Consider the following 19726-nt stretch of genomic DNA (forward strand, 5'->3'; position numbering starts at 1 on the left):
AGGCCTTCCGAGGCCCCCGTCGTGTACTGCCCAAGACGCCGGGTCGGGGGGCGGGGTTGCCCGCGCGCCCGGCCCTCTTTGGCGTGCTCTTTACTTTTCCAGGACCGTATCAAGGGCCGTGCGCTGCAGGACAGCGAGTTCCGCGCAGCCGGAAACCGCCAGGTCGAGCATGGCGTCGAGTTCCTCGCGGGCGAACGGCGCGGCCTCGGCGGTGCCCTGGACCTCGACGAAGCGGCCGTCACCGGTGCAGACGACGTTCATGTCGGTCTCGGCGCGGACGTCTTCCTCGTAGCAGAGGTCCAGCAGCGGGACGCCGCCGACGATGCCCACCGACACCGCCGAGACCGTGCCGGTGAGCGGCTGGCGGCCGGCCTTGATCAGCTTCTTGCGCTGGGCCCATCCGATCGCGTCGGCGAGGGCGACGTACGCGCCGGTGATCGCCGCGGTGCGGGTGCCGCCGTCGGCCTGGAGCACGTCGCAGTCGAGGACGATGGTGTTCTCGCCGAGTGCCTTGTAGTCGATGACGGCGCGCAGGGAGCGGCCGATGAGGCGGGAGATCTCGTGGGTACGGCCGCCGATCTTGCCCTTGACGGACTCCCGGTCGCCACGGGTGTTGGTGGCGCGGGGCAGCATGGAGTACTCCGCGGTGACCCAGCCCTCGCCGCTGCCCTTGCGCCAGCGGGGGACGCCTTCGGTGACGGAGGCCGTGCAGAAGACCTTCGTGTCGCCGAAGGAGACGAGGACGGAGCCCTCGGCGTGCTTGCTCCAGCCGCGTTCGAGGGTGACCGGGCGGAGCTGTTCGGGGGTGCGGCCGTCGATTCGAGACATGCCGCTGAGCCTAGCCGTAGCTGCGGCAGGGGCCCCTCCCGCGGTGGGAAGGGCCCCTGCCGAGTGAGACTCGTGAGACGAGGGAGACGAGTGAGCGGGGCTCAGCTCATGTCCTCGAGTGAGCGGGGCTCACATCATGTCCTCGATCTCCGCGGCGATCGGGTCGGCGTCGGTGCCGATGACGACCTGGATCGCGGTGCCCATCTTCACGACGCCATGGGCGCCGGCGGCCTTCAGGGCGGCCTCGTCGACCAGGGCGGGGTCGGAGACCTCGGTGCGGAGCCGGGTGATGCAGCCCTCGATCTCCTCGATGTTGTCGATGCCACCGAGCCCGGCGACGATCTTCTCAGCCTTGCTGGAAAGTTTGCTGGCCATGTTCCGTCTCCCTGAATTCCCTGATGCGAACCGCTTTGCCGCAGTAACCCACAGTTGGCCCAACTTCGCGAGCGATCGTGCTGGACGTACCGAAAGATGACGTCACACCAACGAAATCGTCCGTAGCTGGTCTACACCACCTGACAGGCGGTCGCCAAACCATGAGTGCCGAGAGCGCCGACACCAGGGTCGGTCCCGGGCGGGCCCGTTGGAACAACCTGTTCCAGGGACTGCAGAAGATGGGACGCAGTCTTCAGCTGCCGATCGCGGTGCTGCCGGCCGCCGGCATCCTCAACCGGCTCGGCCAGCCGGACGTGTTCGGGGCCGACGGTCTGGGCTGGACGGACGTCTCGAAGGTGATGACGGGCGCCGGTGGCGCGCTGCTCGACGGCCAGTTGGGGCTGCCGCTGCTGTTCTGCGTGGGCGTGGCCATCGGCATGGCGAAGAAGGCCGACGGTTCGACGGCACTCGCGGCGGTGACGGGGTTCCTCGTCTACTACAACGTGCTGCGGCAGTTCCCGGACGACTGTCCCGAGGGGGCGAAGGCCATCCCCAACATCGGCTGTCTGGCCACGGTCGAGGGCACGGCGACGGCATTCACCTACCAGAACCCGGGTGTCTTCGGCGGCATCGTCATGGGTCTGCTGGCGGCCTGGTTCTGGGCGCGTTTCCACCGTACGCGGCTGGTCGACTGGCTGGGTTTCTTCAACGGGCGGCGGCTGGTGCCGATCATCATGGCGTTCGTGGCGATCGCGTTCGCCGCGCTGTGCCTGTGGATCTGGCCTCCCGTCGGTGACGCGCTGGAGAGCTTCAGCGACTGGCTGGACGGGCTGGACGCCTGGGGTGCGGGCATCTTCGGTGTAGCGAACCGGGCGTTGCTGGTGGTCGGCCTGCACCAGTTCCTGAACGTGCCCATCTGGTTCCAGTTCGGCAGTTACACCAAGCCGGACGGGACGGTGGTGCACGGTGACATCAACATGTTCCTGGCGGGCGACCCGGACGCGGGCCAGTTCACCTCGGGCTTCTTCCCGATCATGATGTTCGCCCTGCCGGCGGCCGCCCTCGCCATCACCCACTGCGCCCGGCCGGACCGCCGCAAGGAGATCGGCGGTCTGATGCTGTCGGTGGCGTTGACGTCGTTCGTCACGGGCATCACGGAACCGATCGAGTACTCGTTCCTGTTCGTCGCACCGCTGCTGTACGTGGTGCACGCGCTGCTGACGGGTGCGTCGATGGCGGTGACGTGGGGGTTGGGGGTGCACGACGGGTTCAGTTTCTCGGCCGGTCTCATCGACTACGTCATCAACTGGAACCTGGCGACGAGGCCGTGGGCGATCATCCCGATCGGGCTGTGCTTCGCCGTCCTCTATTACGTGATCTTCCGTTTCGCGATCACGAAGTTCGATCTGAGGACGCCGGGGCGGGAGCCGGAGGAGGAGCGGGAGGACGTCACCAAGGCCTGAAAAAGGGTGCTGAGCGTAGCGCTCCGATTGCGCTTCCTGACGGGTTCCTTATATCGCCCTCATCGTGCTAGAACATGGTCTACACCACTGAGTGGTGTAGACCACCACGATGGAGGAAAGCTATGAGCACCGCCACCGCGCCAACGGCGGCCCCCGCGAAGAAGTGGGGATCCGGCCTGTTCCAGGGCCTGCAGAAGGTCGGCCGCAGCCTGCAGCTGCCCATCGCCGTGCTGCCGGCGGCGGGTCTGCTGCTCCGGTTCGGGCAGGCCGACGTGTTCGGCAAGGACGGCCTCGGCTGGGACAAGGTCGCGGCCGTGTTCGCCACTGCCGGTGGGGCGATCTTCGACAATCTGCCGATGCTGTTCTGCATCGGTGTCGCGATCGGCTTCGCCAAGAAGGCGGACGGCTCGACCGCGCTGGCCGCCCTGGTCGGCTTCCTGGTCTACAGCAACGTCCTGAAGGCTTTTCCGGTCACCGAGGCCAAGGTCCAGGCAGGTGCGGACATAGCCGCGACCTACAACAACCCCGGTGTCCTCGGCGGCATCGTCATGGGCCTGCTGTCCGCCGTGCTCTGGCAGCGCTTCCACCGCACCAAGCTGGTGGACTGGCTCGGCTTCTTCAACGGCCGCCGTCTGGTACCGATCATCATGGCCTTCGTCGGCACTCTCATGGGCGTCTTCTTCGGCCTGGTCTGGGAGCCGATCGGTGAGGTCATCTCCGACTTCGGCGAGTGGATGACCGGCCTCGGCGCCTTCGGCGCGGCTCTGTTCGGCCTCATCAACCGTGCGCTGATCCCGATCGGCATGCACCAGTTCGTGAACACCGTCTCCTGGTTCCAGCTCGGCGACTTCAAGGACGCGGCGGGCGAGATCGTCCACGGTGACCTGAACCGCTTCTTCGCCGGGGACCCGACCGCCGGTCAGTTCATGTCCGGCTTCTTCCCGATCATGATGTTCGGGCTGCCGGCCGCCGCGATCGCGATCGCCCACGCTGCTCGTCCCGAGCGCCGCAAGGCCGTGATGGGCATGATGGTCTCGCTCGCGCTGACCTCGTTCGTGACCGGTGTGACCGAACCGATCGAGTTCTCGTTCCTGTTCATCGCGCCGGTGCTGTACGCGATCCACGCGGTCCTCACCGCCCTGTCCATGGCGGTCACCTGGGCGCTCGGTGTCCACGCGGGCTTCACCTTCTCCGCGGGCGCCATCGACTACGCCCTGAACTGGAACCTGGCCACCAAGCCCTGGCTGATCATCCCCATAGGCCTGGTCTTCGCCGCCATCTACTACTTCGTCTTCCGCTTCGCGATCATCAAGTTCAACCTCCCCACCCCGGGCCGCGAGCCCGAGGAGGAGGTCGAGGACCTCACCAAGGCGTAGGCCCGCACGGCCCAAGGCCCCGCGCACGACAAGGCCCCCGGTGCTCACCAGAGCTCCGGGGGCCTTCCTCGTGCCGTACGCCTGAACCTCGTACGGCTGACGTCCTGTGCTGCCTAGATCTCGTACGTCTTCCTCGGCACCGCCAGCTCCACGGGCCCGTCGTAGACCTCCCGCGCGTCCGCGAGGTTGACCTGCGGGTCGGTCCACGGGGGGATGTGGGTGAGGACCAGGCGGCGGGCGCCCGCGCGGGCCGCCGTCTCGCCTGCCTCACGGCCGTTGAGGTGGAGGTCGGGGATGTTCTCCTTGCCGTGCGTGAAGGCGGCCTCGCACAGGAACAGGTCGGCGTCGCGGGCGAGTTCGTCGAGGGCCGCGCTGACGCCGGTGTCGCCGGAGTAGGTCAGCACCTTCCCGCCGTGCTCGACACGGATGCCGTACGCCTCCACCGGGTGGGCCACGCGCTCGGTGTGGACCGTGAAGGGGCCGATGTCGAAGGTGGAGGGCTTGACCGTGTGGAAGTCGAAGACCTCGCTCATGGAGGAGGCCGAGGGGGTGTCGGCGTAGGCCGTGGTGAGGCGGTGCTCGGTGCCCTCCGGTCCGTAGACCGGGATGGGGTCGCAGCGGCCGCCGTCGTGCCGGTAGTAGCGCGCCACGAAGTACGCGCACATGTCGATGCAGTGGTCGGCGTGCAGATGACTCAGGAAGATCGCGTCGAGGTCGTAGAGACCGCAGTGGCGCTGCAGCTCGCCCAGGGCGCCGTTGCCCATGTCGAGAAGCAGCCGGAAGCCGTCGGCCTCGACGAGGTAGCTCGAGCAGGCCGATTCCGCGGACGGGAACGACCCCGAGCAGCCGACGACGGTGAGCTTCATAGAACAGAAACCTCCGTTGGCGGGATCCGAAGAGATACGGAATGCCGGGAAAGATCGTGAAACGAACGGTCGTGAAAGGGGCGACAGGGGTCGTGCGGTCCGTCGAGCGTAAGGCGCAAAACGTCTGGTCGCTCCTCCGCCAGGGGCCGTTGTGGGCGAACTCACCTGTGCTGTCACCGGTTCGGCTGGACGCGGGGCGCGTACGAAGCGTGAGAGGGCGCGCGTTGTGGGACGTGCGCCGGTAACGTCGTCCGCATGGACACGTCCTGGTGGCTGGCACTCGCGGCGGTGGTACTGCTCGCGCTCGTCGCCACGCTCGTCGACGGCTGGGGACGCGGCCGTCGCCCGGCGGGGCGCAGGTCACGGCCGCCGGGCCGGCCGACGCGGGGTCACGGGGTGGCGGGGCGGCCGCAGCCGGCGGAGATCTGGTGGGCGAACGTGCCGTTCGAGGACGGCCCCGGCGCGAAGGACCGGCCGTGTCTGGTGCTGGTGGTGCGCGGGGACCGGGTGACCGTCGCGAAGATCACCAGCAGATATCGCGACGAGCGGTCCGGGGTGATCCCGCTGCCGCCGGGCGCCGTCGGCGACGCGCAGGGGCGGCCGAGCTTTCTGGAGACGGACGAACTGCGCCAGGTGCCGGTGGCGCAGTTCCGGCGCCGGGTGGGTGTGGTGGACCCGGTCCTGTGGGACCAGGTCCGTCACCTGACGAACTAGGACCTTTCGCGGAAGGCTTTTCCAGGAGGGCCTTTTCCAGGAGGGCCGCGGGGCTCAGGCCCAGAGCTGGCCCTGGAGCGTCTCGATGGCCTCCTCCGTGGTGGCCGCGGTGTAGACGCCGGTGGAGAGGTACTTCCAGCCGCCGTCGGCCACGACGAACACGATGTCGGCGCTCTCGCCCGCCTTGACCGCCTTCCTGCCGACGCCGATCGCGGCGTGCAGCGCGGCGCCCGTGGAGACGCCGGCGAAGATGCCCTCCTGCTGGAGCAGCTCGCGGGTGCGGGTGACCGCGTCCGCGGAGCCGACGGAGAAGCGGGTGGTGAGGACGGAGGCGTCGTACAGCTCGGGCACGAAGCCCTCGTCGAGGTTGCGGAGGCCGTAGACCAGGTCGTCGTAGCGCGGTTCGGCGGCGACGATCTTGACGTCCGGTTTGTGCTCGCGGAGGTAGCGGCCGACGCCCATCAGGGTGCCGGTGGTGCCGAGGCCCGCGACGAAGTGGGTGACGGAGGGGAGGTCGGCGAGGATCTCCGGGCCGGTCGTGGCGTAGTGGGCGCCCGCGTTGTCGGGGTTGCCGTACTGGTAGAGCATCACCCAGTCGGGGTGCTCGGCGGCCAGCTCCTTGGCGACGCGTACGGCGGTGTTGGAGCCGCCCGCGGCCGGGGAGGAGATGATCTCGGCGCCCCACATGCCGAGCAGGTCCCGGCGTTCCTGGGAGGTGTTCTCGGGCATCACGCAGACCATGCGGTAGCCCTTGAGCTTGGCCGCCATGGCGAGGGAGATGCCGGTGTTGCCGCTGGTCGGCTCCAGGATGGTGCAGCCGGGCGTCAGGCGGCCGTCCTTCTCCGCCTGCTCGACCATGTGCAGGGCGGGGCGGTCCTTGACCGAGCCGGTGGGGTTGCGGTCCTCCAGCTTGGCCCAGATGCGGACCTCGGGGGACGGCGAGAGCCGCGGCAGGCGCACCAGAGGGGTGTTGCCCACCGCGGCCAGCGGGGAGTCGTAACGCATGAGCGGTCAGCGACCTGTCAGGCCATGCCGCCGGCCACGGCCGGCAGGATCGTCACGGTGTCGCCGTCGGTCAGCTTGGTGTTGATGCCGTCGACGAAGCGGACGTCCTCGTCGTTCAGGTACACGTTGACGAAGCGGCGCAGCTGACCGTCGTCCACGATGCGGGCCTGGATGCCCGCGTGCCGGGTCTCGAGGTCGGCGAACAGGTCGGCGAGGGTGTCACCGCTGCCCTCCACCGCCTTCTGACCGTCGGTGTACTGGCGGAGGATCGTGGGGACGCGGACCTCGATGGCCATGGCTCAGGGCTCCTGTCGGGAGTGGTCAGGTCGGTAAGCGCGCGGCAGCGCAGGTACAGCCGGGTGGTGCGTCGCGCCGCGGCTCACGGGCCGTACGGCGGCAGGGGCAGCGTCAACAGATGGCGCTGGCGAGCCTGCACAGGTCGACGTGCAGCCGCGCCACGAGCAGTGCGCCCGGCGTCTTCTCGCTCACGTCGTTCAAAACCATGGGCTCATCGTATCGATTCCCGTCCCGGGCTCCCGAGTGTGATCCCACATGGTGGACGGATTTCGGCCGGACAGTGAGACATGTGCGGTCTGCTCCCCGCTGCGAGCTGCGCGAGCCCCCTCAGTAGGCCTCGACGATCTTGACCTCTTCCTCGGTGACCTCGCCCTCGACGATCCGGAAGGAGCGGAACTGGAACTCGCCGAGGCCGTCGGTGTCGGCGGTGGAGACGAGCACGTAGTGGGCGCCGGGCTCGTTGGCGTAGGAGATGTCGGTGCGGGAGGGGTAGGCCTCGGTCGCGGTGTGGGAGTGATAGATGACCACCGGCTCCTCGTCGCGGTCGTCCATCTCGCGGTAGAGCTTGAGCAGGTCGCCGGAGTCGAACTCGTAGAACGTGGGCGACATGGCCGCGTTCAGCATGGGGATGAAGCGCTCGGGGCGGTCCGAGCCCGCCGGGCCCGCGACGACGCCGCATGCCTCGTCGGGGTGGTCCTTGCGCGCGTGCGCGACGATCTCGTCGACGAGGGCCTGGGTGATGGTCAGCATGGTCGCCAGGATAAGCAAAGGGCCGTCCCGTACCGGGGTGCGGTACGGAACGGCCCATATACCGGACGTCCTGAGCGGCAGCCGGAGGGGGCGCCACGAGTGCTCCCTACGGCTGGACGTCCTCGGTGGCGGTCAGCCCACCTTCTCCAACTCCGACTGACGGCGCTGGGTGACCTCGGGGTTGCGGGACTTCAGCACGGCCCAGCCGATCGCGAGGGCGGCGGCCCAGCCGGCCATCACGTACAGGCAGACGCGGGAGTCGGCGTCGTACGCGATCAGGCCCGTGACGAAGAGCAGGAACGCGATGGCGATGTACGAGCAGACCGCGCCGCCGGGGGCCGGGAAGGACGAGGCGGGCAGGCGGCCCGCGTCGACCGCGCGGCGGTAGAGGACGTGGCTGATCAGGATCATCAGCCAGGTCCAGATGCCGGCCGCGGTGGCGACGGAGACGACGTAGCCGAAGGCCTTCTCCGGGACGATGTAGTTCAGGACCACGCCGATGCCCATGAAGAGGACCGAGACGGTGATGCCGAAGGCCGGGGTCTTGGTCGAGGACAGCTTCTTGAAGGCCGCGGGGGCCTCGCCGCTCTCGGCCAGGTTCCGCAGCATGCGGCCCGTGGAGTACATGCCGGAGTTGCAGGAGGACAGGGCGGCGGTCAGCACGACGAAGTTGACGATGCCGGCGCCGGCCGGGATGCCGATCTTGGCGAAGGCCGCGACGAAGGGGCTGACGCCCGGCGCGAACTCGGTCCACTTCACCACGCACAGGATGACGGTGAGGGCACCCACGTAGAACAGGGCGATACGCCAGGGCAGGGTGTTGATCGCCTTGGGGAGGGTCTTCTCCGGGTCCTCGGACTCGCCGGCCGTGACACCGACCAGCTCGACGGCGAGGTAGGCGAACATGACGCCCTGCAGGGTCATCAGGGACGAGCCGATGCCCTTGGGGAAGAAGCCGTCGAAGGCCCACAGGTTGGAGACGGCGGCGGTGTCGCCGGCGGAGCTGAAGCCGAAGGTGAGCACACCCAGGCCGATCACGATCATGCCGATGAGCGCGGTGACCTTGACCATCGAGAACCAGAACTCCAGCTCACCGAAGAGCTTCACGGAGATCAGGTTGACCCCGAAGAGGATCACCAGGAAGACCAGGGCCGTCACCCACTGCGGGATGGACGGGAACCAGTAGTTGACGTAGATCGCGGCGGCCGTGAGCTCGGCCATGCCGGTGACGACCCACATCAGCCAGTACGTCCAGCCGGTGAAGTAGCCGAAGAACGGGCCGAGGAACTCGCGGGAGTACTCGGCGAAGGAGCCCGAGACCGGGCGGTAGAGCAGGAGCTCACCGAGCGCCCGCATGATGAAGAAGATGATCACGCCCGCGAGGGCGTACATGAAGATGAGGCTGGGGCCGGCCTTGGCGATGTTCGCCCCGGCTCCCAGGAACAGGCCGACGCCGATGGCGCCGCCGATCGCGATCATCTGGACCTGGCGGCTGCCGAGTCCGCGCTCGTACCCCTCTTCGGGGGTCTTCTCCGTGTCGACCTGAGCGGAGGTCATGTTGTGGTGCGCCTTTCTCCATGCCGACCCGCGGCCTCTCGTCGGCCTCGGATCGGGTCTCGATCCCCCCGGATTGATGGAGCTGGGCGGACTTCGCGGGCCCGCCCGTGCCTGGCCGACGATCCGTCGGCCACGTGGCGCACCCGGCGGACATTCGGGTGGTGTTCGCCGGGCGGTCGTGAAGATTTATCACGCCCGCAATATTGATCGCCGGGGGGAGCTGTGGCGCATCACACAAGAAGAAGCGGCCAAACAGGGCACAAAAGGGACACAGTCGGCCGTGCTGGTAACGCGATCGTTATCCGGATTTGAGCGTCCGCTGAGCGAACACGAAATCCTCACATGTCGGGCATAAGGGTGGTCACGAGCGTCTCCTGAAGCCCGCCCAGCCACAGGTACGCCATCACCATCGGCTTGCGCGGGTCCTCGTCCGGCAGCCGGTAGAGGAGGTCGGTGTCCTCCTCGTCGGTGATCTCCAGACGGGAGCCGATCGCCAGGCGCAGGTCGTTGAGCGCGCCGAGCCACTGCCGGGACTCCTCGGGCGACAGCGTCAGCACCGCCACGTCCTGGCCCTCGACGGTCAGGGCGTCCAGGGAACGCACCATCGCGAGGGCGTTCTCGCGCTTGCCGGCCCGCAGGTCGTTCTCGGTGTAGCGGCGGAACTCGGCGGAGTAGGTCCGCTGCTCCTGCGCCTGAGCGGGCCCCGGAGTCGCCTCGGGGTCGGTGTAGGCGTCGGGGAAGAGCCGCCTGAGGACCGGGTCGGCGGGGGGTTCGCTCGGGCCCTCGGCGAACAGCTCGGCGAGCGGGTCGTCGGGGGCGTCCTCGGCGGGGCCGGGGCCGATCAGCTCCAGGAGCTGCACGGCCAGCGACCGGATGATGGAGATCTCGACGACGTCGAGGGCGACGGCCGCGCCGCCGCCGGGGAGCGGTTCGAAGTGTCCGGGCATGGGTGAGGTGACTACTTCCGGTCCTGCTGGAGGGTGGCCCACAGACCGTAGCCGTGCATCGCCTGCACGTCGCGTTCCATCTCCTCGCGGGTACCGCTGGAGACGACCGCCCGGCCCTTGTGGTGGACATCGAGCATGAGCTTGGTGGCCTTGTCCTTGGAGTAGCCGAAGTACGTCTGGAAGACGTACGTCACATAGCTCATGAGGTTGACCGGGTCGTTGTGGACGATGGTGACCCAGGGGACGTCCGGCTCGGGTACGGCGAAGACCTCCTCCGCCGACTCGGTGCGTTCGATCTCTACGGGAGCGGGTGACGTCACAGGGCCCATGCTGCCACGCATCGCGGAAATCGTCACACCGACGAAAAGGGAGTACGATCTGTCGTCATACCGCATGCACGGGGGGACAACCCCCGGACCCCCGGCCGTCGCTGGGGTACCGGAGAGTCATGGCGAGGAGGGCTTTCGTGAACGTAGCGGACCTTGGGTTGCCCGTGGACGTCCCCTCGACGGCACTGTTCACGGACCAGTACGAGTTGACGATGCTGCAGGCCGCGCTGAAGGCGGGTACCGCCGGGCGGCGCAGCGTGTTCGAGGTCTTCACCCGGCGGCTGCCGGAGGGGCGGCGCTACGGCGTGGTGGCGGGCACCGGCCGCGTCCTGGACGCCGTGGAGAACTTCCGTTTCGACGCGGGTGTCCTGGGCTTCCTGCGCGAGCGGAAGATCGTCGACGAGGAGACGCTGGACTGGCTCGGCGCGTACCGCTTCTCGGGTGACATCTGGGGCTATCCGGAGGGTGAGGTGTACTTCCCGGGCTCGCCGATCATGCGGGTCGAGGGCTCCTTCGCCGAGTGCGTGCTCCTGGAGACCGTGATCCTGTCGATCCTCAACCACGACTCGGCGATCGCCGCGGCCGCCTCCCGGATGGCCTCCGCCGCCGGGGAGCGCCCGCTGATCGAGATGGGCGCCCGCCGCACGCACGAGCTGTCCGCGGTGGCCGCCTCCCGCGCCGCGTACGTCGGCGGTTTCGCCACCACCTCCGACCTGGCGGCCGGCTTCCGCTACGGCATCCCGACCGTCGGCACCTCCGCCCACGCCTTCACGCTCCTGCACGACACCGAGCGCGACGCCTTCCAGGCCCAGGTGAACTCGCTGGGCCGTGGCACCACCCTCCTCGTGGACACGTACGACGTCGCCGAGGCGGTCCGGACGGCGGTGGACATCGCCGGGCCCGAGCTGGGCGCGGTGCGCATCGACTCGGGCGACCTGCTGCTCGTCGCCCACCGGGTGCGCCAGCAGCTCGACGAGCTGGGCGCGGCCGGCACGCGGATCATCGTCACCTCGGACCTCGACGAGTACGCCATCGCCTCGCTGGCGGCGGCCCCCGTGGACGCGTACGGCGTCGGCACCCAGCTGGTGACCGGCTCCGGGCACCCGACCTGTTCGATGGTCTACAAGCTGGTCGCCCGCGCCGAGTCCGCCGGTCCGAAGGGGCCGCTGGTGCCGGTGGCGAAGAAGTCGACGGGCGGCAAGACCTCCATCGGCGGCCGCAAGTGGGCCGCGCGGCGCCTGGACGCGGACGGCGTGGCGGAGGCCGAGGTCGTCGGCACGGGCCCGGTCCCCGACGCGCTGGCCGACCGTCAGCTGCTGGTGGAGCTGGTCAAGGGCGGCGAGATAGTGGCCCGCGAGCCCCTGGACGTCGTCCGCGACCGGCACATCGCCGCCCGGGCCGGTCTGCCGCTGTCCGCGACACAGCTCTCGCGCGGGGAACCCGTCATTCCGACGGAGTATGTACAGGGGCGCTCGGGTAACTAGGACGCGTGCCGACCCGCACGCCCGTCACGCCCCGCGATGCCCCCTCCCGTACCGCCGCCGAAGTCTCTAGGCTCGTAGTTTCACCCATAGTCGAAGGACACCCACCATGCGCCGCGCCTTGATCGTCGTTGACGTGCAGAACGACTTCTGCGAAGGGGGCAGCCTCGCGGTGGCCGGGGGTGCCGACGTGGCCGCCGCGATCACCGAGCTGATCGGGCAGGCCCCCGCCGGATACCGGCATGTCGTGGCCACCCGCGACCACCACATCGCCCCCGGCGGCCACTTCGCCGACAATCCCGACTACGTCCACTCCTGGCCCGCGCACTGTGTCGCCGGCACCGAGGGCGTGGGCTTCCACCCGAACTTCGCCCCGGCGGTCGCCTCCGGCGCCATCGACGCCGTCTTCGACAAGGGCGCCTACGCAGCCGCCTACAGCGGCTTCGAGGGCGCCGACGAGAACGGCGTGGCCCTGGGCGACTGGCTGCGCGCCCGGGAGATCGACGAGGTCGACGTCGTGGGCATCGCCACCGACCACTGTGTCCGGGCCACCGCCCTGGACGCGGCCCGCGAGGGCTTCCGCACCCAGGTCCTCCTCGACCTGACCGCCGGCGTGGCCCAGGAGACGACCGAGCGGGCGATCGAGGAGATGAGAGAGGCCGGCGTGGAACTGTCCGGCAAGCCGGTCGTTCAGTAGGCGCCCGGAACCGTACGCACGGGCACCTCATGAGCACCTTCGCCGACCGGCTCGACGGCGCCTGGGAGTGGTGGTCCGCCGCCATCGAGGACGCCCAGGAAGGGCGCTGGGTGCGGGACGCCGTGGAGCGGCAGGTGATGGCGGACATCAGGGCCGCCACCAACGCCCTGCACGACGGCCGGCTGCCCCCGTTCACCGGCGACTCGTGGCATGTCCGCATCGGCCGGATCGCCAACTGGGCCGGTGTGCTCCGGCTGGCCGCCCGGGCGGGCGGGCGGCGGCTGCACCCCGTGGTCGGGCACGGGCCGCCGCGTCCCGCGGGCATGGCCGAGCTGCTGTCGGGCATCTACGCGATCGGCGAGCAGGGCGAGCTGTGGATGCGGCGGCTCCGCGAGGACGGGCCGCCGCCCGAGGACGAGATCGCCCGGGCCGAGGCCTTCCTGACCGGCCCCGGGTCCGTCGAGGATCTCGAGCTGTTCTTCTACGACTGACCGGCCCGCGCGTCCGGCCGGGGACGGCCCCTACGCCTGCGCCGCCGGTCTGCGCAGCAGCGACCTGATCGGGCGCCACAGCTCCGGGACCGTCGCGACGACACCGTTGTCCGGGGCCGTGCGCCATATCAGGCCGTCGGGGTGGTGCAGGACCGCTGTGATCTCGTCCGGCGTGGGCGGGGCCGCGTTGCCGCGGAGGTAGACGGCGCGCAGACCCAGGTTGCGGAGCCTGGTCAGGGCTCGGGCGCGGTTCTGGGCGAGGACGAGGACGCGCACCCCGACGCCGGCCTCGGCGGTGGGGCTGGGCAGGTTCAATGCCACCACCACCATGCCGTCCGGCAGCTTGCAGAAGCCTCCTGCGGCCATGTGGTCACTCCCCCGTGTGTCTCGGTGTCGATGCTGCTGTCAATGAGCCTGTCAATAAGAAGAGCACAGGAGGCACCTAAACACGATCGGCGGCGACCCGCCAGGGGGTCACCGCCGATGCACGTTTGACCTGCGGAAACGTCGACTACTTCGCCGACGGTCCGACCTTCACCGTGATCGTCGAGCCGCTCAGGGGCTCATTGGCGATCTTGATGGAGGTGTTGGTGTCAGTGACCTTGACACCGGCCAGCGGGGTCGACGCGTCGTAGTAGCTCGACTTGCCGTCGTCGAAGACCGGAACGCCCGGACGGGCCTTGATCTTCGTGGCGACGTCGGCGTTGTGCAGCGTGATCGCGTCGGTCGGGTACCAGCTGAAGGTGGAGTCGAAGGACTGGATGCGGTTGCGCATCAGCGTGCCGTCGGACCACTTCAGCGGGGTCGGGTGCGAGTCGATCGGGAGGATCAGGCCCTCACCCGGGTGCTGGCTGGTGTTGTCGTCCGGCTGGGAGGTGTCCCACTTCCAGATCAACAGGCCGTTCTGGTACGGGTAGTGCTCCACCCAGTCCGGACGGGTCGTGGAGAAGCCGTAGTTGTACGGGCCGACCTTGAGGGTCTTGTCGTACGAGACGTACTGGCGGTTCTCGGCGATGTAGTACTGGGCGTAGTCGTCCGTGATGGCCGCGCCGATGCGGGAGAAGCCGTTGGCGGTCCAGGCCGCGTCCGCGGACTCGGCGTCGTCGGCGAACAGGGTCGCGCCGTCCGCCGTCACGGTGATCCGGTCGGCCGCGAAGCCCTTCTGGGCCACGCCGCCGTCGGTGGCGTAGCGGAAGCGCAGGCCGATCTTCTGGCCCGCGTAGGCGTCCAGCGGGAACGTCAGCTCCTGGTAGGCGTCGACCGTGCCGGTGAGGGCGGGCTTGCCGCTGCCGTCACGCGGGATGGCGGAGCCGTCGGCCAGCTTGCCGTCGATCGGCGTCCAGTTGGTGCCGTCGGTGGAGACCTCGGTGTAGAGGTAGTCGTAGTCGGTCTCGATGTCCCACCAGCCGTCGAGGGACAGCGACGCCGAGGACTTGCCGGTCAGGTCCACCGAGCGGGTCAGGGTGTTGCGCAGGTCGTCGCCGCTGCCGCTCCACCACTGTGTGGCGCCCTGCGCCGGGACGACGACGTCCGTGCTGACCGTCTTCTGCGGCAGCTCGACGATCAGGGCCTGCGGGTTCGTGGTGTTGTACTCCGCCACGCCCAGCTTGTGGGTGGACTTCACGCCCGCCTTGGCGACGTCGTAGTCGAGCCAGCCGAGCTGCAGCTTGTCCCAGGCGTTCATGTCGCCGGGCAGGTCGCCGATGGACTCCTTGCCGGTGCCGAGCCAGGAACCGGAGGACATCAGCGTCCAGAAGCCGGTGGAGTTCTCGCCGCCGCCGGAGGTGTCGTACTCGTCGGGCAGACCGAGGTCGTGGCCGTACTCGTGGGCGAAGACGCCGAGGCCGCCGTTCTCCGGCTGGATGGTGTAGTCGCCGACCCAGATGCCGCTGTCGCCGATCTGCGCGCCGCCGAGCTTGTTGCCGTCGGGGCCGGTGGAGCCGGCGTCGGTGCCGAAGGCGTACCAGCGGTGGGCCCAGATCGCGTCCGCGCCCTGGGCGCCGCCGCCGGCGGACTCGTCCTCGCCGGCGTGCACGATCTGGAAGTGGTCGATGTAGCCGTCGGACTCGTTGAAGTCGCCGTCGCCGTCGAAGTCGTAGCGGTCCCACTGGTCGAACTCGGCGAGCTCCGCCTTGATCTCGGCGGGGGTGGCACCGGCGGCCTTGCGCTCGGCGACCCAGGCGTTGACGCCGTCCTGCACCGCGTACCAGGCGCCGGTGGTGGCGTCGTTGTGGCCGTAACGGGCCTCGTTGTAAGGGACCTTGACCCAGTCGGTCACCTCGCCCTCGACCGAGTAGCGGCCCGAGGACTGCTTCTCGTAGTACTTCTTGAGGGACTCGACGTCCTTGCCGGTGCCGAAGTACAGGTCCTCGAAGTGCTTCTGGTCGTAGTCCGCCTGCCAGGCCGTGCTGTTGTTCTGGGTGCGGTCCGGCTGGGCTATCTGGTTGTGCAGCGGGCCCGGGGTGCCGCCGTAGCGGGGGTCCACCTGGTCGCCGAACTCGACGAGGATCGTGAAGATCTTGTCGGTCTTCTCGCGGCCGAGTTCGACGTACTTGCTGTCGCCCTTGCGGCTGTCGAGCTCGACGACCTTGGAGCCGTCCCGCTCCTCGACCGTGGCCTCGCCGGATATGACCTGCTCGAGGGCCTCCTTGCGCTGCGCCTCCTGCGTCTTGCTGAGCGGCCCGTCGAAGTCGTGCTCGTGGGCCTCGGCCGGCTGCGGGTCCTGCCGGTCCGCGGCCGGGGCCTTCGCCGGCGCGGTGTCGGCGGCCTGGGCCACGGCGAACGCCGAGAACGTCGCCGAGGCCGCCGCGAGGGCGACGACCGTGGCGGCCGTCCTGAACGTCCAGGATTTGCTGGTCACTTGATTGCCTCCCCTAACGCGCCCCTGGCCGCGCGGAAGGGGGATCCATGTCAAGGGATGTCCGCGCGCGGTTATACGCGTGTAGTCAAGTGCCGTCATTTGACTACTGGTTCAGAAGAAAAGACAGACCTTGACTTGGACAGGTCAACGCATTATTGGGGAGTGGCGTTCGCATTGCGGACGCGTGACTGTAACGTGACGGGCGCGCGGTCCCGTCCACGGAGTGGACGTCATGACTCCGTGCGCCCCCTGTGCACCGGCACCGTGTGTCAGCTCACGCTTACCGCTCGTTCCACTCGGGCATGCAGGCGAATAGAGTCGAGACCGCCCCCGCTTCCGAGGACACGATTGCCATGCCTCGTCCGACTGTCGCACAGCTCACGTACGGTTCCTGCACCGTCATCTTCTCGACGCTCGCCATGCTGCTGCTGTCACAGACGAGTTCGGGCTCCCTCATCGCGGTCATCACCATCACCGCGGTCGCCCTCGGCGTACTCGTCGCCCTGACGGTCCCGGCGCCCAGGCGCGCCCCCGTCGTCGTGGCACGCTCCGCCGTGGACGAGCAGCCCGTCCCCGCCTCGGTCGCCGCGGCGCCGGAGCCGGTCCGGGAACCGTCGGCACCCTGAACGACACGACGGAGGGCCCCGCCTGACACGGCGCGGGCCCTCCGTCGTGCTGCCGTCGTGCTGTCGGTGCGTCAGGTGGTGCTGACCACCACCGTCTTGGCGGCCTTGTCGTGCAGGCCCTGCTTGTAGGGCTTGTCGAAGAAGCTCCAGCCGCCGCAGATCGCCGTCCACAGACAGGCGCAGCAGAACGCGAACGGCAGCCACAGCACCAGCGCCCGGACCAGCGAGGTCTGCACCGAGGGCGTGGAGCCGTTGTCGAGGTTGGCCACCCGCATGCCCAGCCACTTCTTGCCCAGCGTCTGCCCGGACCTGGCGGTCATGACGGTGTCGTAGGCGACGTAGAGGACGGCGGCCACCAGGGACTGCGCGAGCGACTTGCCGACCTCGACCCGCTCGCCGTCCATCCCGTACTCGTTCACCCGGAAGGCCCACGTCAGCAGCCAGACGACGACGGCCACCATGACCATGTCGATGATCCTCGCCAGCGTCCGCTTGCCGCTGTCGGCCAGCGGGGGCATGCCCGCGAGCGGATCGGCCGGATAGCCGCCGTACGGGTCACCCCCGTAGGGGCCGCCTCCGTACGGCGGTGGCTGGGCGCCCGCGCCGCCGTACGAGCTGTCGTACGGCGGTCCCTGCGGGCCTTGCGGGCCCGGTGCGGCCTGCCAGCCCGACGAGCCCGGCCCCTGACCGTACGGGGGCTGCTGCGGGGGCTGCTTCCTGAACGGATCGTCCTCCGGCGGCTCGCCGCCGGAACCGGGGGGCGGTTCGGTCGTCATGGCCCGAGTCGACCGCGAACCGCGCGGCTCCGCATCCGGCGAGCGGCCGTCCGGGGGACGAAATCACGTGGGCCGCTTGCGGTACGGGCCGGTAGCCGGTCAGCCCGCCACGAACGTGTGCGCCGCCTTGTCGTGCCAGCACTGGCGCCACGGCCGGTCGAACAGGCCCCACAGGACACCCACGACACCGACGGCGAGCAGCCCGGGCACGATGTAGACGAGCCAGCGGCGCAGCGCCGCGCCGAAGGACGGCGGCTCGTGGCCCTCGATGTCGCGCACCTCGATCCCGAACAGCTTCTTGCCCAGCGTGCGCCCCCACTTGGCGGTCGGCAGCGCCTCGTACACGACCCCGAAGAGCAGCAGGACGGCGAGGACGATGCCGAGGTACGCCGAGGTCGTGCCGTCCAGCAGCCAGACGGTGACGGTCTCTCCGCTGAGCTTGGCCGCGTCGATCTTGTCGTTGACGTGCTCGACGGCCCTCGTGCCCAGCGGGAAGGCGGCGGCGGAGGTGACGGCGCCGAGGACGAGGGTGTCCACGAGGCGGGCGGCCAGCCGCTTGCCGAGCCCGGCGGGGCGGGCCGCCGCCTGACGCCGGGCGGCGGCCTGGAACACGTCCTCGACCGGCGGCTTCCAGGGCGCGACGGGCTGGTCGTCGCCGTTCGCCGCCAGCTGGTGCACCTGCTGCGCCCAGGACTGCTGACCGCCGCCGAGGCCGGTGCTCATGGGCATGGCGGAGGCGGCCGCGGCCGCCTCCGGTCGGGACTGGGGGACGCCGGACTGCTGGGGGACGCCCGGGACGCCCGGGGTGGCCTGTGGGGCGCCGGGGAGGGCGGGGGCGGACGCCTGGGCGGCGGGCTGGACGGACTGGGCGGGCTGGGCGGCCGCGCGCTCGGCGGCGGCCTTGCCGGCACCGAAACCGGGCTTGGCGGAGGCCGGGGCACCGAAACCGGCTGCGGGAGCGGGGGCACCGGAGGCGGGGGCGCCGACGGGCCCCTGGGCGGGGAGACCGGGCTGCCCGGAGGCAGGGGCGGCACCGAAACCGGGCTCCGCGCTCCCGGCACCGCCACCCGAGCCGGCCGAACCGAGCGGACCCTGCGCGGGGAAACCGGGCTGCCCGGAAGCGGCGGCGGCACCCGGGCCCGCCGCACCGGCCGAACCCTCGGCACCGAAACCGCCGCCCGAAGCGGCACCGCCACCGGCGCCCGCCGAGCCGACCGGCCCCTGGGCGGCGAAACCGGCCCCGCCCGGCCCGCCGAACGCTGCCGCACCGGAGCCGCCGAGGGCCCCGGCCGAGCCCTGCGCCCCCGTGCCCGCGCCCGCACCGGCGGCACCCGGTGCACCGGAACCGGGCGTCCCGGAGGTCCCGGCCGTCGCCGGGGCCCCCGGCGTTCCCTGGCCGGCCGCCGACGGTGCGCCCGTGCTCCCGGGCTGCGCCCCCGGTGCCCCGCCCTGGCGGGGTGTGCGCGGGACCGGCGCACGGAAGGTCACGGTGCCGGGGTCGGGGTTGGGGCCACCGGGGCCGGAAGCGGCGGACGGGGTGGTTCCGGAGGCGGATCCGGCCGTCGGGCGGCGGAAGACGAACGTGCCCCCGGACTCGTCACCAGGGCCGGAATCCGGCTCCCGCTCCGCCGGAGGGGCCGTCGCCGTGCCGTCGGCCGTCGGGGACTGTCCGTCCGGCGGGGACTGCCCGTCCGGCGGGACCTGCACCCGCGGGTCCTGGCCCTGCGGGTTCCCCCAGGACACCCTGCGGTCCTGGTCGCCGCCGAAGCCGGACTGCTGGGAGCGGTCGGCGCCCCACGCCGACGCCGGTTCGGGGCGGCTGCCGTACTGCTGCGCCGGGGCAGGGTCCTCGTCGAAGAAGTGCGGGCCGGTCTCCTCGACGGACGCCGAGCCGCCCGCCGGCCCGTCGCCGGGCGGGGGCGCGAGCGATTCGCCGCCGGACGGCGCCGGGCGGCTCGTGCCCGGCACCCAGGCGGCGCCGTTCCAGTACCGGACGTATCCAGGAATGGACGGGTCCGGGTAATACCCTTCGCGGGGCCTGTCGTCGCCGGGGGCCGGGGTTGGGGCGCTCATGTCCGTCGTCCCGTATCTGCTCGGGGGTGGGATGGGGGCCTCCACATCTATCAGACGAGCGCAACCCCCACCGCCAGTCCCGCCGTACCCACCCCTTTCCGGGCAACCGCGTGCACCTCCTTCACACGTTCGGACCGCCCGGCAAAAAAAGTTCTCGGAACCGCGTAATGCTCACGGCGGGACCCCGCTCTCCCATCCGTACGGATCAGTACCGA

General features: G+C 70.1%; 21 protein-coding genes. 7 read left to right on the plus strand and 14 right to left on the minus strand.

Annotated features, from left to right (window positions below; translation table 11 throughout):
• Positions 1-90 precede the first annotated feature (90 nt).
• Positions 91-828 carry a ribonuclease PH gene (rph, locus tag IE263_RS33045; RefSeq protein ID WP_189941524.1) on the minus strand — a complete coding sequence of 246 codons (738 nt, stop codon included), beginning with the start codon at positions 826-828 and terminating at the stop codon, positions 91-93.
• 129 nt (positions 829-957) lie between these two features.
• Complete coding sequence (locus tag IE263_RS33050) at positions 958-1203, minus strand: PTS sugar transporter subunit IIB (protein WP_189941525.1); 246 nt, start codon at positions 1201-1203, stop codon at positions 958-960.
• A 161-nt stretch (positions 1204-1364) separates the two neighbouring features.
• Between IE263_RS33050 and IE263_RS33055 the strand changes: the two genes are divergently transcribed.
• Entirely contained in the window at positions 1365-2666 is a 1302-nt protein-coding gene (locus IE263_RS33055) for a PTS transporter subunit EIIC (RefSeq protein ID WP_189941526.1), read from the plus strand.
• 122 nt (positions 2667-2788) lie between these two features.
• Entirely contained in the window at positions 2789-4042 is a 1254-nt protein-coding gene (locus tag IE263_RS33060; RefSeq protein WP_189941527.1) for a PTS transporter subunit EIIC, read from the plus strand.
• Positions 4043-4155: 113 nt separating this feature from the next.
• On the opposite strand, the gene IE263_RS33065 is transcribed toward IE263_RS33060, so the two are convergent.
• Positions 4156-4908, minus strand: a complete 753-nt coding sequence (locus tag IE263_RS33065; protein WP_189941528.1) for an MBL fold metallo-hydrolase — start codon at positions 4906-4908, stop codon at positions 4156-4158.
• Positions 4909-5163: 255 nt separating this feature from the next.
• Here IE263_RS33065 and IE263_RS33070 point away from each other — a divergent pair, with 255 nt between their 5' ends.
• Positions 5164-5622, plus strand: coding sequence for a type II toxin-antitoxin system PemK/MazF family toxin (locus tag IE263_RS33070; RefSeq protein ID WP_189941529.1), 459 nt, complete (start codon positions 5164-5166; stop codon positions 5620-5622).
• Positions 5623-5676: 54 nt separating this feature from the next.
• On the opposite strand, the gene IE263_RS33075 is transcribed toward IE263_RS33070, so the two are convergent.
• From IE263_RS33075 to clpS, 7 genes are all read right to left on the minus strand, one after another.
• Positions 5677-6627, minus strand: a complete 951-nt coding sequence (locus tag IE263_RS33075; RefSeq protein ID WP_189941530.1) for a PLP-dependent cysteine synthase family protein — start codon at positions 6625-6627, stop codon at positions 5677-5679.
• A gap of 17 nt (positions 6628-6644) precedes the next feature.
• Positions 6645-6923, minus strand: coding sequence for a MoaD/ThiS family protein (locus IE263_RS33080; RefSeq protein ID WP_189941531.1), 279 nt, complete (start codon positions 6921-6923; stop codon positions 6645-6647).
• 112 nt (positions 6924-7035) lie between these two features.
• A complete protein-coding gene (locus tag IE263_RS50120; protein WP_020132206.1) occupies positions 7036-7131 on the minus strand; it encodes a putative leader peptide in 96 nt (31 codons plus the stop codon).
• A 120-nt stretch (positions 7132-7251) separates the two neighbouring features.
• The gene (locus IE263_RS33085; RefSeq protein ID WP_189941532.1) at positions 7252-7674 is read right to left on the minus strand and encodes a M67 family metallopeptidase; all 423 of its coding nucleotides are present in this window, start codon (positions 7672-7674) and stop codon (positions 7252-7254) included.
• A gap of 132 nt (positions 7675-7806) precedes the next feature.
• Positions 7807-9231: an amino acid permease gene (locus IE263_RS33090; RefSeq protein WP_189941533.1), complete on the minus strand. Its 1425-nt coding sequence runs from the start codon at positions 9229-9231 to the stop codon at positions 7807-7809.
• A 338-nt stretch (positions 9232-9569) separates the two neighbouring features.
• Complete coding sequence (locus tag IE263_RS33095) at positions 9570-10178, minus strand: DUF2017 domain-containing protein (protein ID WP_189941534.1); 609 nt, start codon at positions 10176-10178, stop codon at positions 9570-9572.
• Positions 10179-10189: 11 nt separating this feature from the next.
• Complete coding sequence (gene clpS / locus IE263_RS33100; RefSeq protein ID WP_058925046.1) at positions 10190-10507, minus strand: ATP-dependent Clp protease adapter ClpS; 318 nt, start codon at positions 10505-10507, stop codon at positions 10190-10192.
• 137 nt (positions 10508-10644) lie between these two features.
• Here clpS and IE263_RS33105 point away from each other — a divergent pair, with 137 nt between their 5' ends.
• From IE263_RS33105 to IE263_RS33115, 3 genes are all read left to right on the plus strand, one after another.
• Complete coding sequence (locus IE263_RS33105; RefSeq protein ID WP_189941535.1) at positions 10645-11991, plus strand: nicotinate phosphoribosyltransferase; 1347 nt, start codon at positions 10645-10647, stop codon at positions 11989-11991.
• Between the two features lie 106 nt (positions 11992-12097).
• The gene (locus tag IE263_RS33110) at positions 12098-12685 is read left to right on the plus strand and encodes an isochorismatase family protein (RefSeq protein ID WP_189941536.1); all 588 of its coding nucleotides are present in this window, start codon (positions 12098-12100) and stop codon (positions 12683-12685) included.
• A 29-nt stretch (positions 12686-12714) separates the two neighbouring features.
• Positions 12715-13176: a hypothetical protein gene (locus IE263_RS33115; protein WP_189941537.1), complete on the plus strand. Its 462-nt coding sequence runs from the start codon at positions 12715-12717 to the stop codon at positions 13174-13176.
• A 30-nt stretch (positions 13177-13206) separates the two neighbouring features.
• On the opposite strand, the gene IE263_RS33120 is transcribed toward IE263_RS33115, so the two are convergent.
• On the minus strand, positions 13207-13542 hold the full coding sequence (locus tag IE263_RS33120; protein ID WP_189941538.1) for a hypothetical protein: 336 nt from the start codon (positions 13540-13542) through the stop codon (positions 13207-13209).
• Positions 13543-13687: 145 nt separating this feature from the next.
• Positions 13688-16036 carry an immune inhibitor A domain-containing protein gene (locus IE263_RS33125; protein WP_189941539.1) on the minus strand — a complete coding sequence of 783 codons (2349 nt, stop codon included), beginning with the start codon at positions 16034-16036 and terminating at the stop codon, positions 13688-13690.
• Between the two features lie 353 nt (positions 16037-16389).
• Between IE263_RS33125 and IE263_RS33130 the strand changes: the two genes are divergently transcribed.
• Positions 16390-16662 (plus strand): hypothetical protein, encoded by a 273-nt coding sequence (locus tag IE263_RS33130; RefSeq protein ID WP_189941540.1) that lies wholly within the window; start codon positions 16390-16392, stop codon positions 16660-16662.
• A gap of 71 nt (positions 16663-16733) precedes the next feature.
• Here the strand turns inward: IE263_RS33130 and IE263_RS33135 are convergent, their stop codons facing one another.
• On the minus strand, positions 16734-17438 hold the full coding sequence (locus IE263_RS33135; protein ID WP_189941541.1) for an RDD family protein: 705 nt from the start codon (positions 17436-17438) through the stop codon (positions 16734-16736).
• 99 nt (positions 17439-17537) lie between these two features.
• Positions 17538-19511, minus strand: a complete 1974-nt coding sequence (locus tag IE263_RS33140) for an RDD family protein (RefSeq protein ID WP_189941542.1) — start codon at positions 19509-19511, stop codon at positions 17538-17540.
• Between the last annotated feature and the right edge of the window lie 215 nt (positions 19512-19726).

This window comes from Streptomyces aurantiogriseus (assembly GCF_014649375.1).
GTDB classification, from domain to species: domain Bacteria; phylum Actinomycetota; class Actinomycetes; order Streptomycetales; family Streptomycetaceae; genus Streptomyces; species Streptomyces aurantiogriseus.

Coding starts and splice junctions, on each gene's coding strand:
- rph (WP_189941524.1), bottom strand. CDS start 828: ATGTCTCGAATCGACGGCCGCACCCCCGAACAGCTCCGCCCGGTCACC.
- IE263_RS33050 (WP_189941525.1), bottom strand. CDS start 1,203: ATGGCCAGCAAACTTTCCAGCAAGGCTGAGAAGATCGTCGCCGGGCTC.
- IE263_RS33055 (WP_189941526.1), top strand. CDS start 1,365: ATGAGTGCCGAGAGCGCCGACACCAGGGTCGGTCCCGGGCGGGCCCGT.
- IE263_RS33060 (WP_189941527.1), top strand. CDS start 2,789: ATGAGCACCGCCACCGCGCCAACGGCGGCCCCCGCGAAGAAGTGGGGA.
- IE263_RS33065 (WP_189941528.1), bottom strand. CDS start 4,908: ATGAAGCTCACCGTCGTCGGCTGCTCGGGGTCGTTCCCGTCCGCGGAA.
- IE263_RS33070 (WP_189941529.1), top strand. CDS start 5,164: ATGGACACGTCCTGGTGGCTGGCACTCGCGGCGGTGGTACTGCTCGCG.
- IE263_RS33075 (WP_189941530.1), bottom strand. CDS start 6,627: ATGCGTTACGACTCCCCGCTGGCCGCGGTGGGCAACACCCCTCTGGTG.
- IE263_RS33080 (WP_189941531.1), bottom strand. CDS start 6,923: ATGGCCATCGAGGTCCGCGTCCCCACGATCCTCCGCCAGTACACCGAC.
- IE263_RS50120 (WP_020132206.1), bottom strand. CDS start 7,131: ATGGTTTTGAACGACGTGAGCGAGAAGACGCCGGGCGCACTGCTCGTG.
- IE263_RS33085 (WP_189941532.1), bottom strand. CDS start 7,674: ATGCTGACCATCACCCAGGCCCTCGTCGACGAGATCGTCGCGCACGCG.
- IE263_RS33090 (WP_189941533.1), bottom strand. CDS start 9,231: ATGACCTCCGCTCAGGTCGACACGGAGAAGACCCCCGAAGAGGGGTAC.
- IE263_RS33095 (WP_189941534.1), bottom strand. CDS start 10,178: ATGCCCGGACACTTCGAACCGCTCCCCGGCGGCGGCGCGGCCGTCGCC.
- clpS (WP_058925046.1), bottom strand. CDS start 10,507: ATGGGCCCTGTGACGTCACCCGCTCCCGTAGAGATCGAACGCACCGAG.
- IE263_RS33110 (WP_189941536.1), top strand. CDS start 12,098: ATGCGCCGCGCCTTGATCGTCGTTGACGTGCAGAACGACTTCTGCGAA.
- IE263_RS33115 (WP_189941537.1), top strand. CDS start 12,715: ATGAGCACCTTCGCCGACCGGCTCGACGGCGCCTGGGAGTGGTGGTCC.
- IE263_RS33120 (WP_189941538.1), bottom strand. CDS start 13,542: ATGGCCGCAGGAGGCTTCTGCAAGCTGCCGGACGGCATGGTGGTGGTG.
- IE263_RS33130 (WP_189941540.1), top strand. CDS start 16,390: ATGCCTCGTCCGACTGTCGCACAGCTCACGTACGGTTCCTGCACCGTC.
- IE263_RS33135 (WP_189941541.1), bottom strand. CDS start 17,438: ATGACGACCGAACCGCCCCCCGGTTCCGGCGGCGAGCCGCCGGAGGAC.
- IE263_RS33140 (WP_189941542.1), bottom strand. CDS start 19,511: ATGAGCGCCCCAACCCCGGCCCCCGGCGACGACAGGCCCCGCGAAGGG.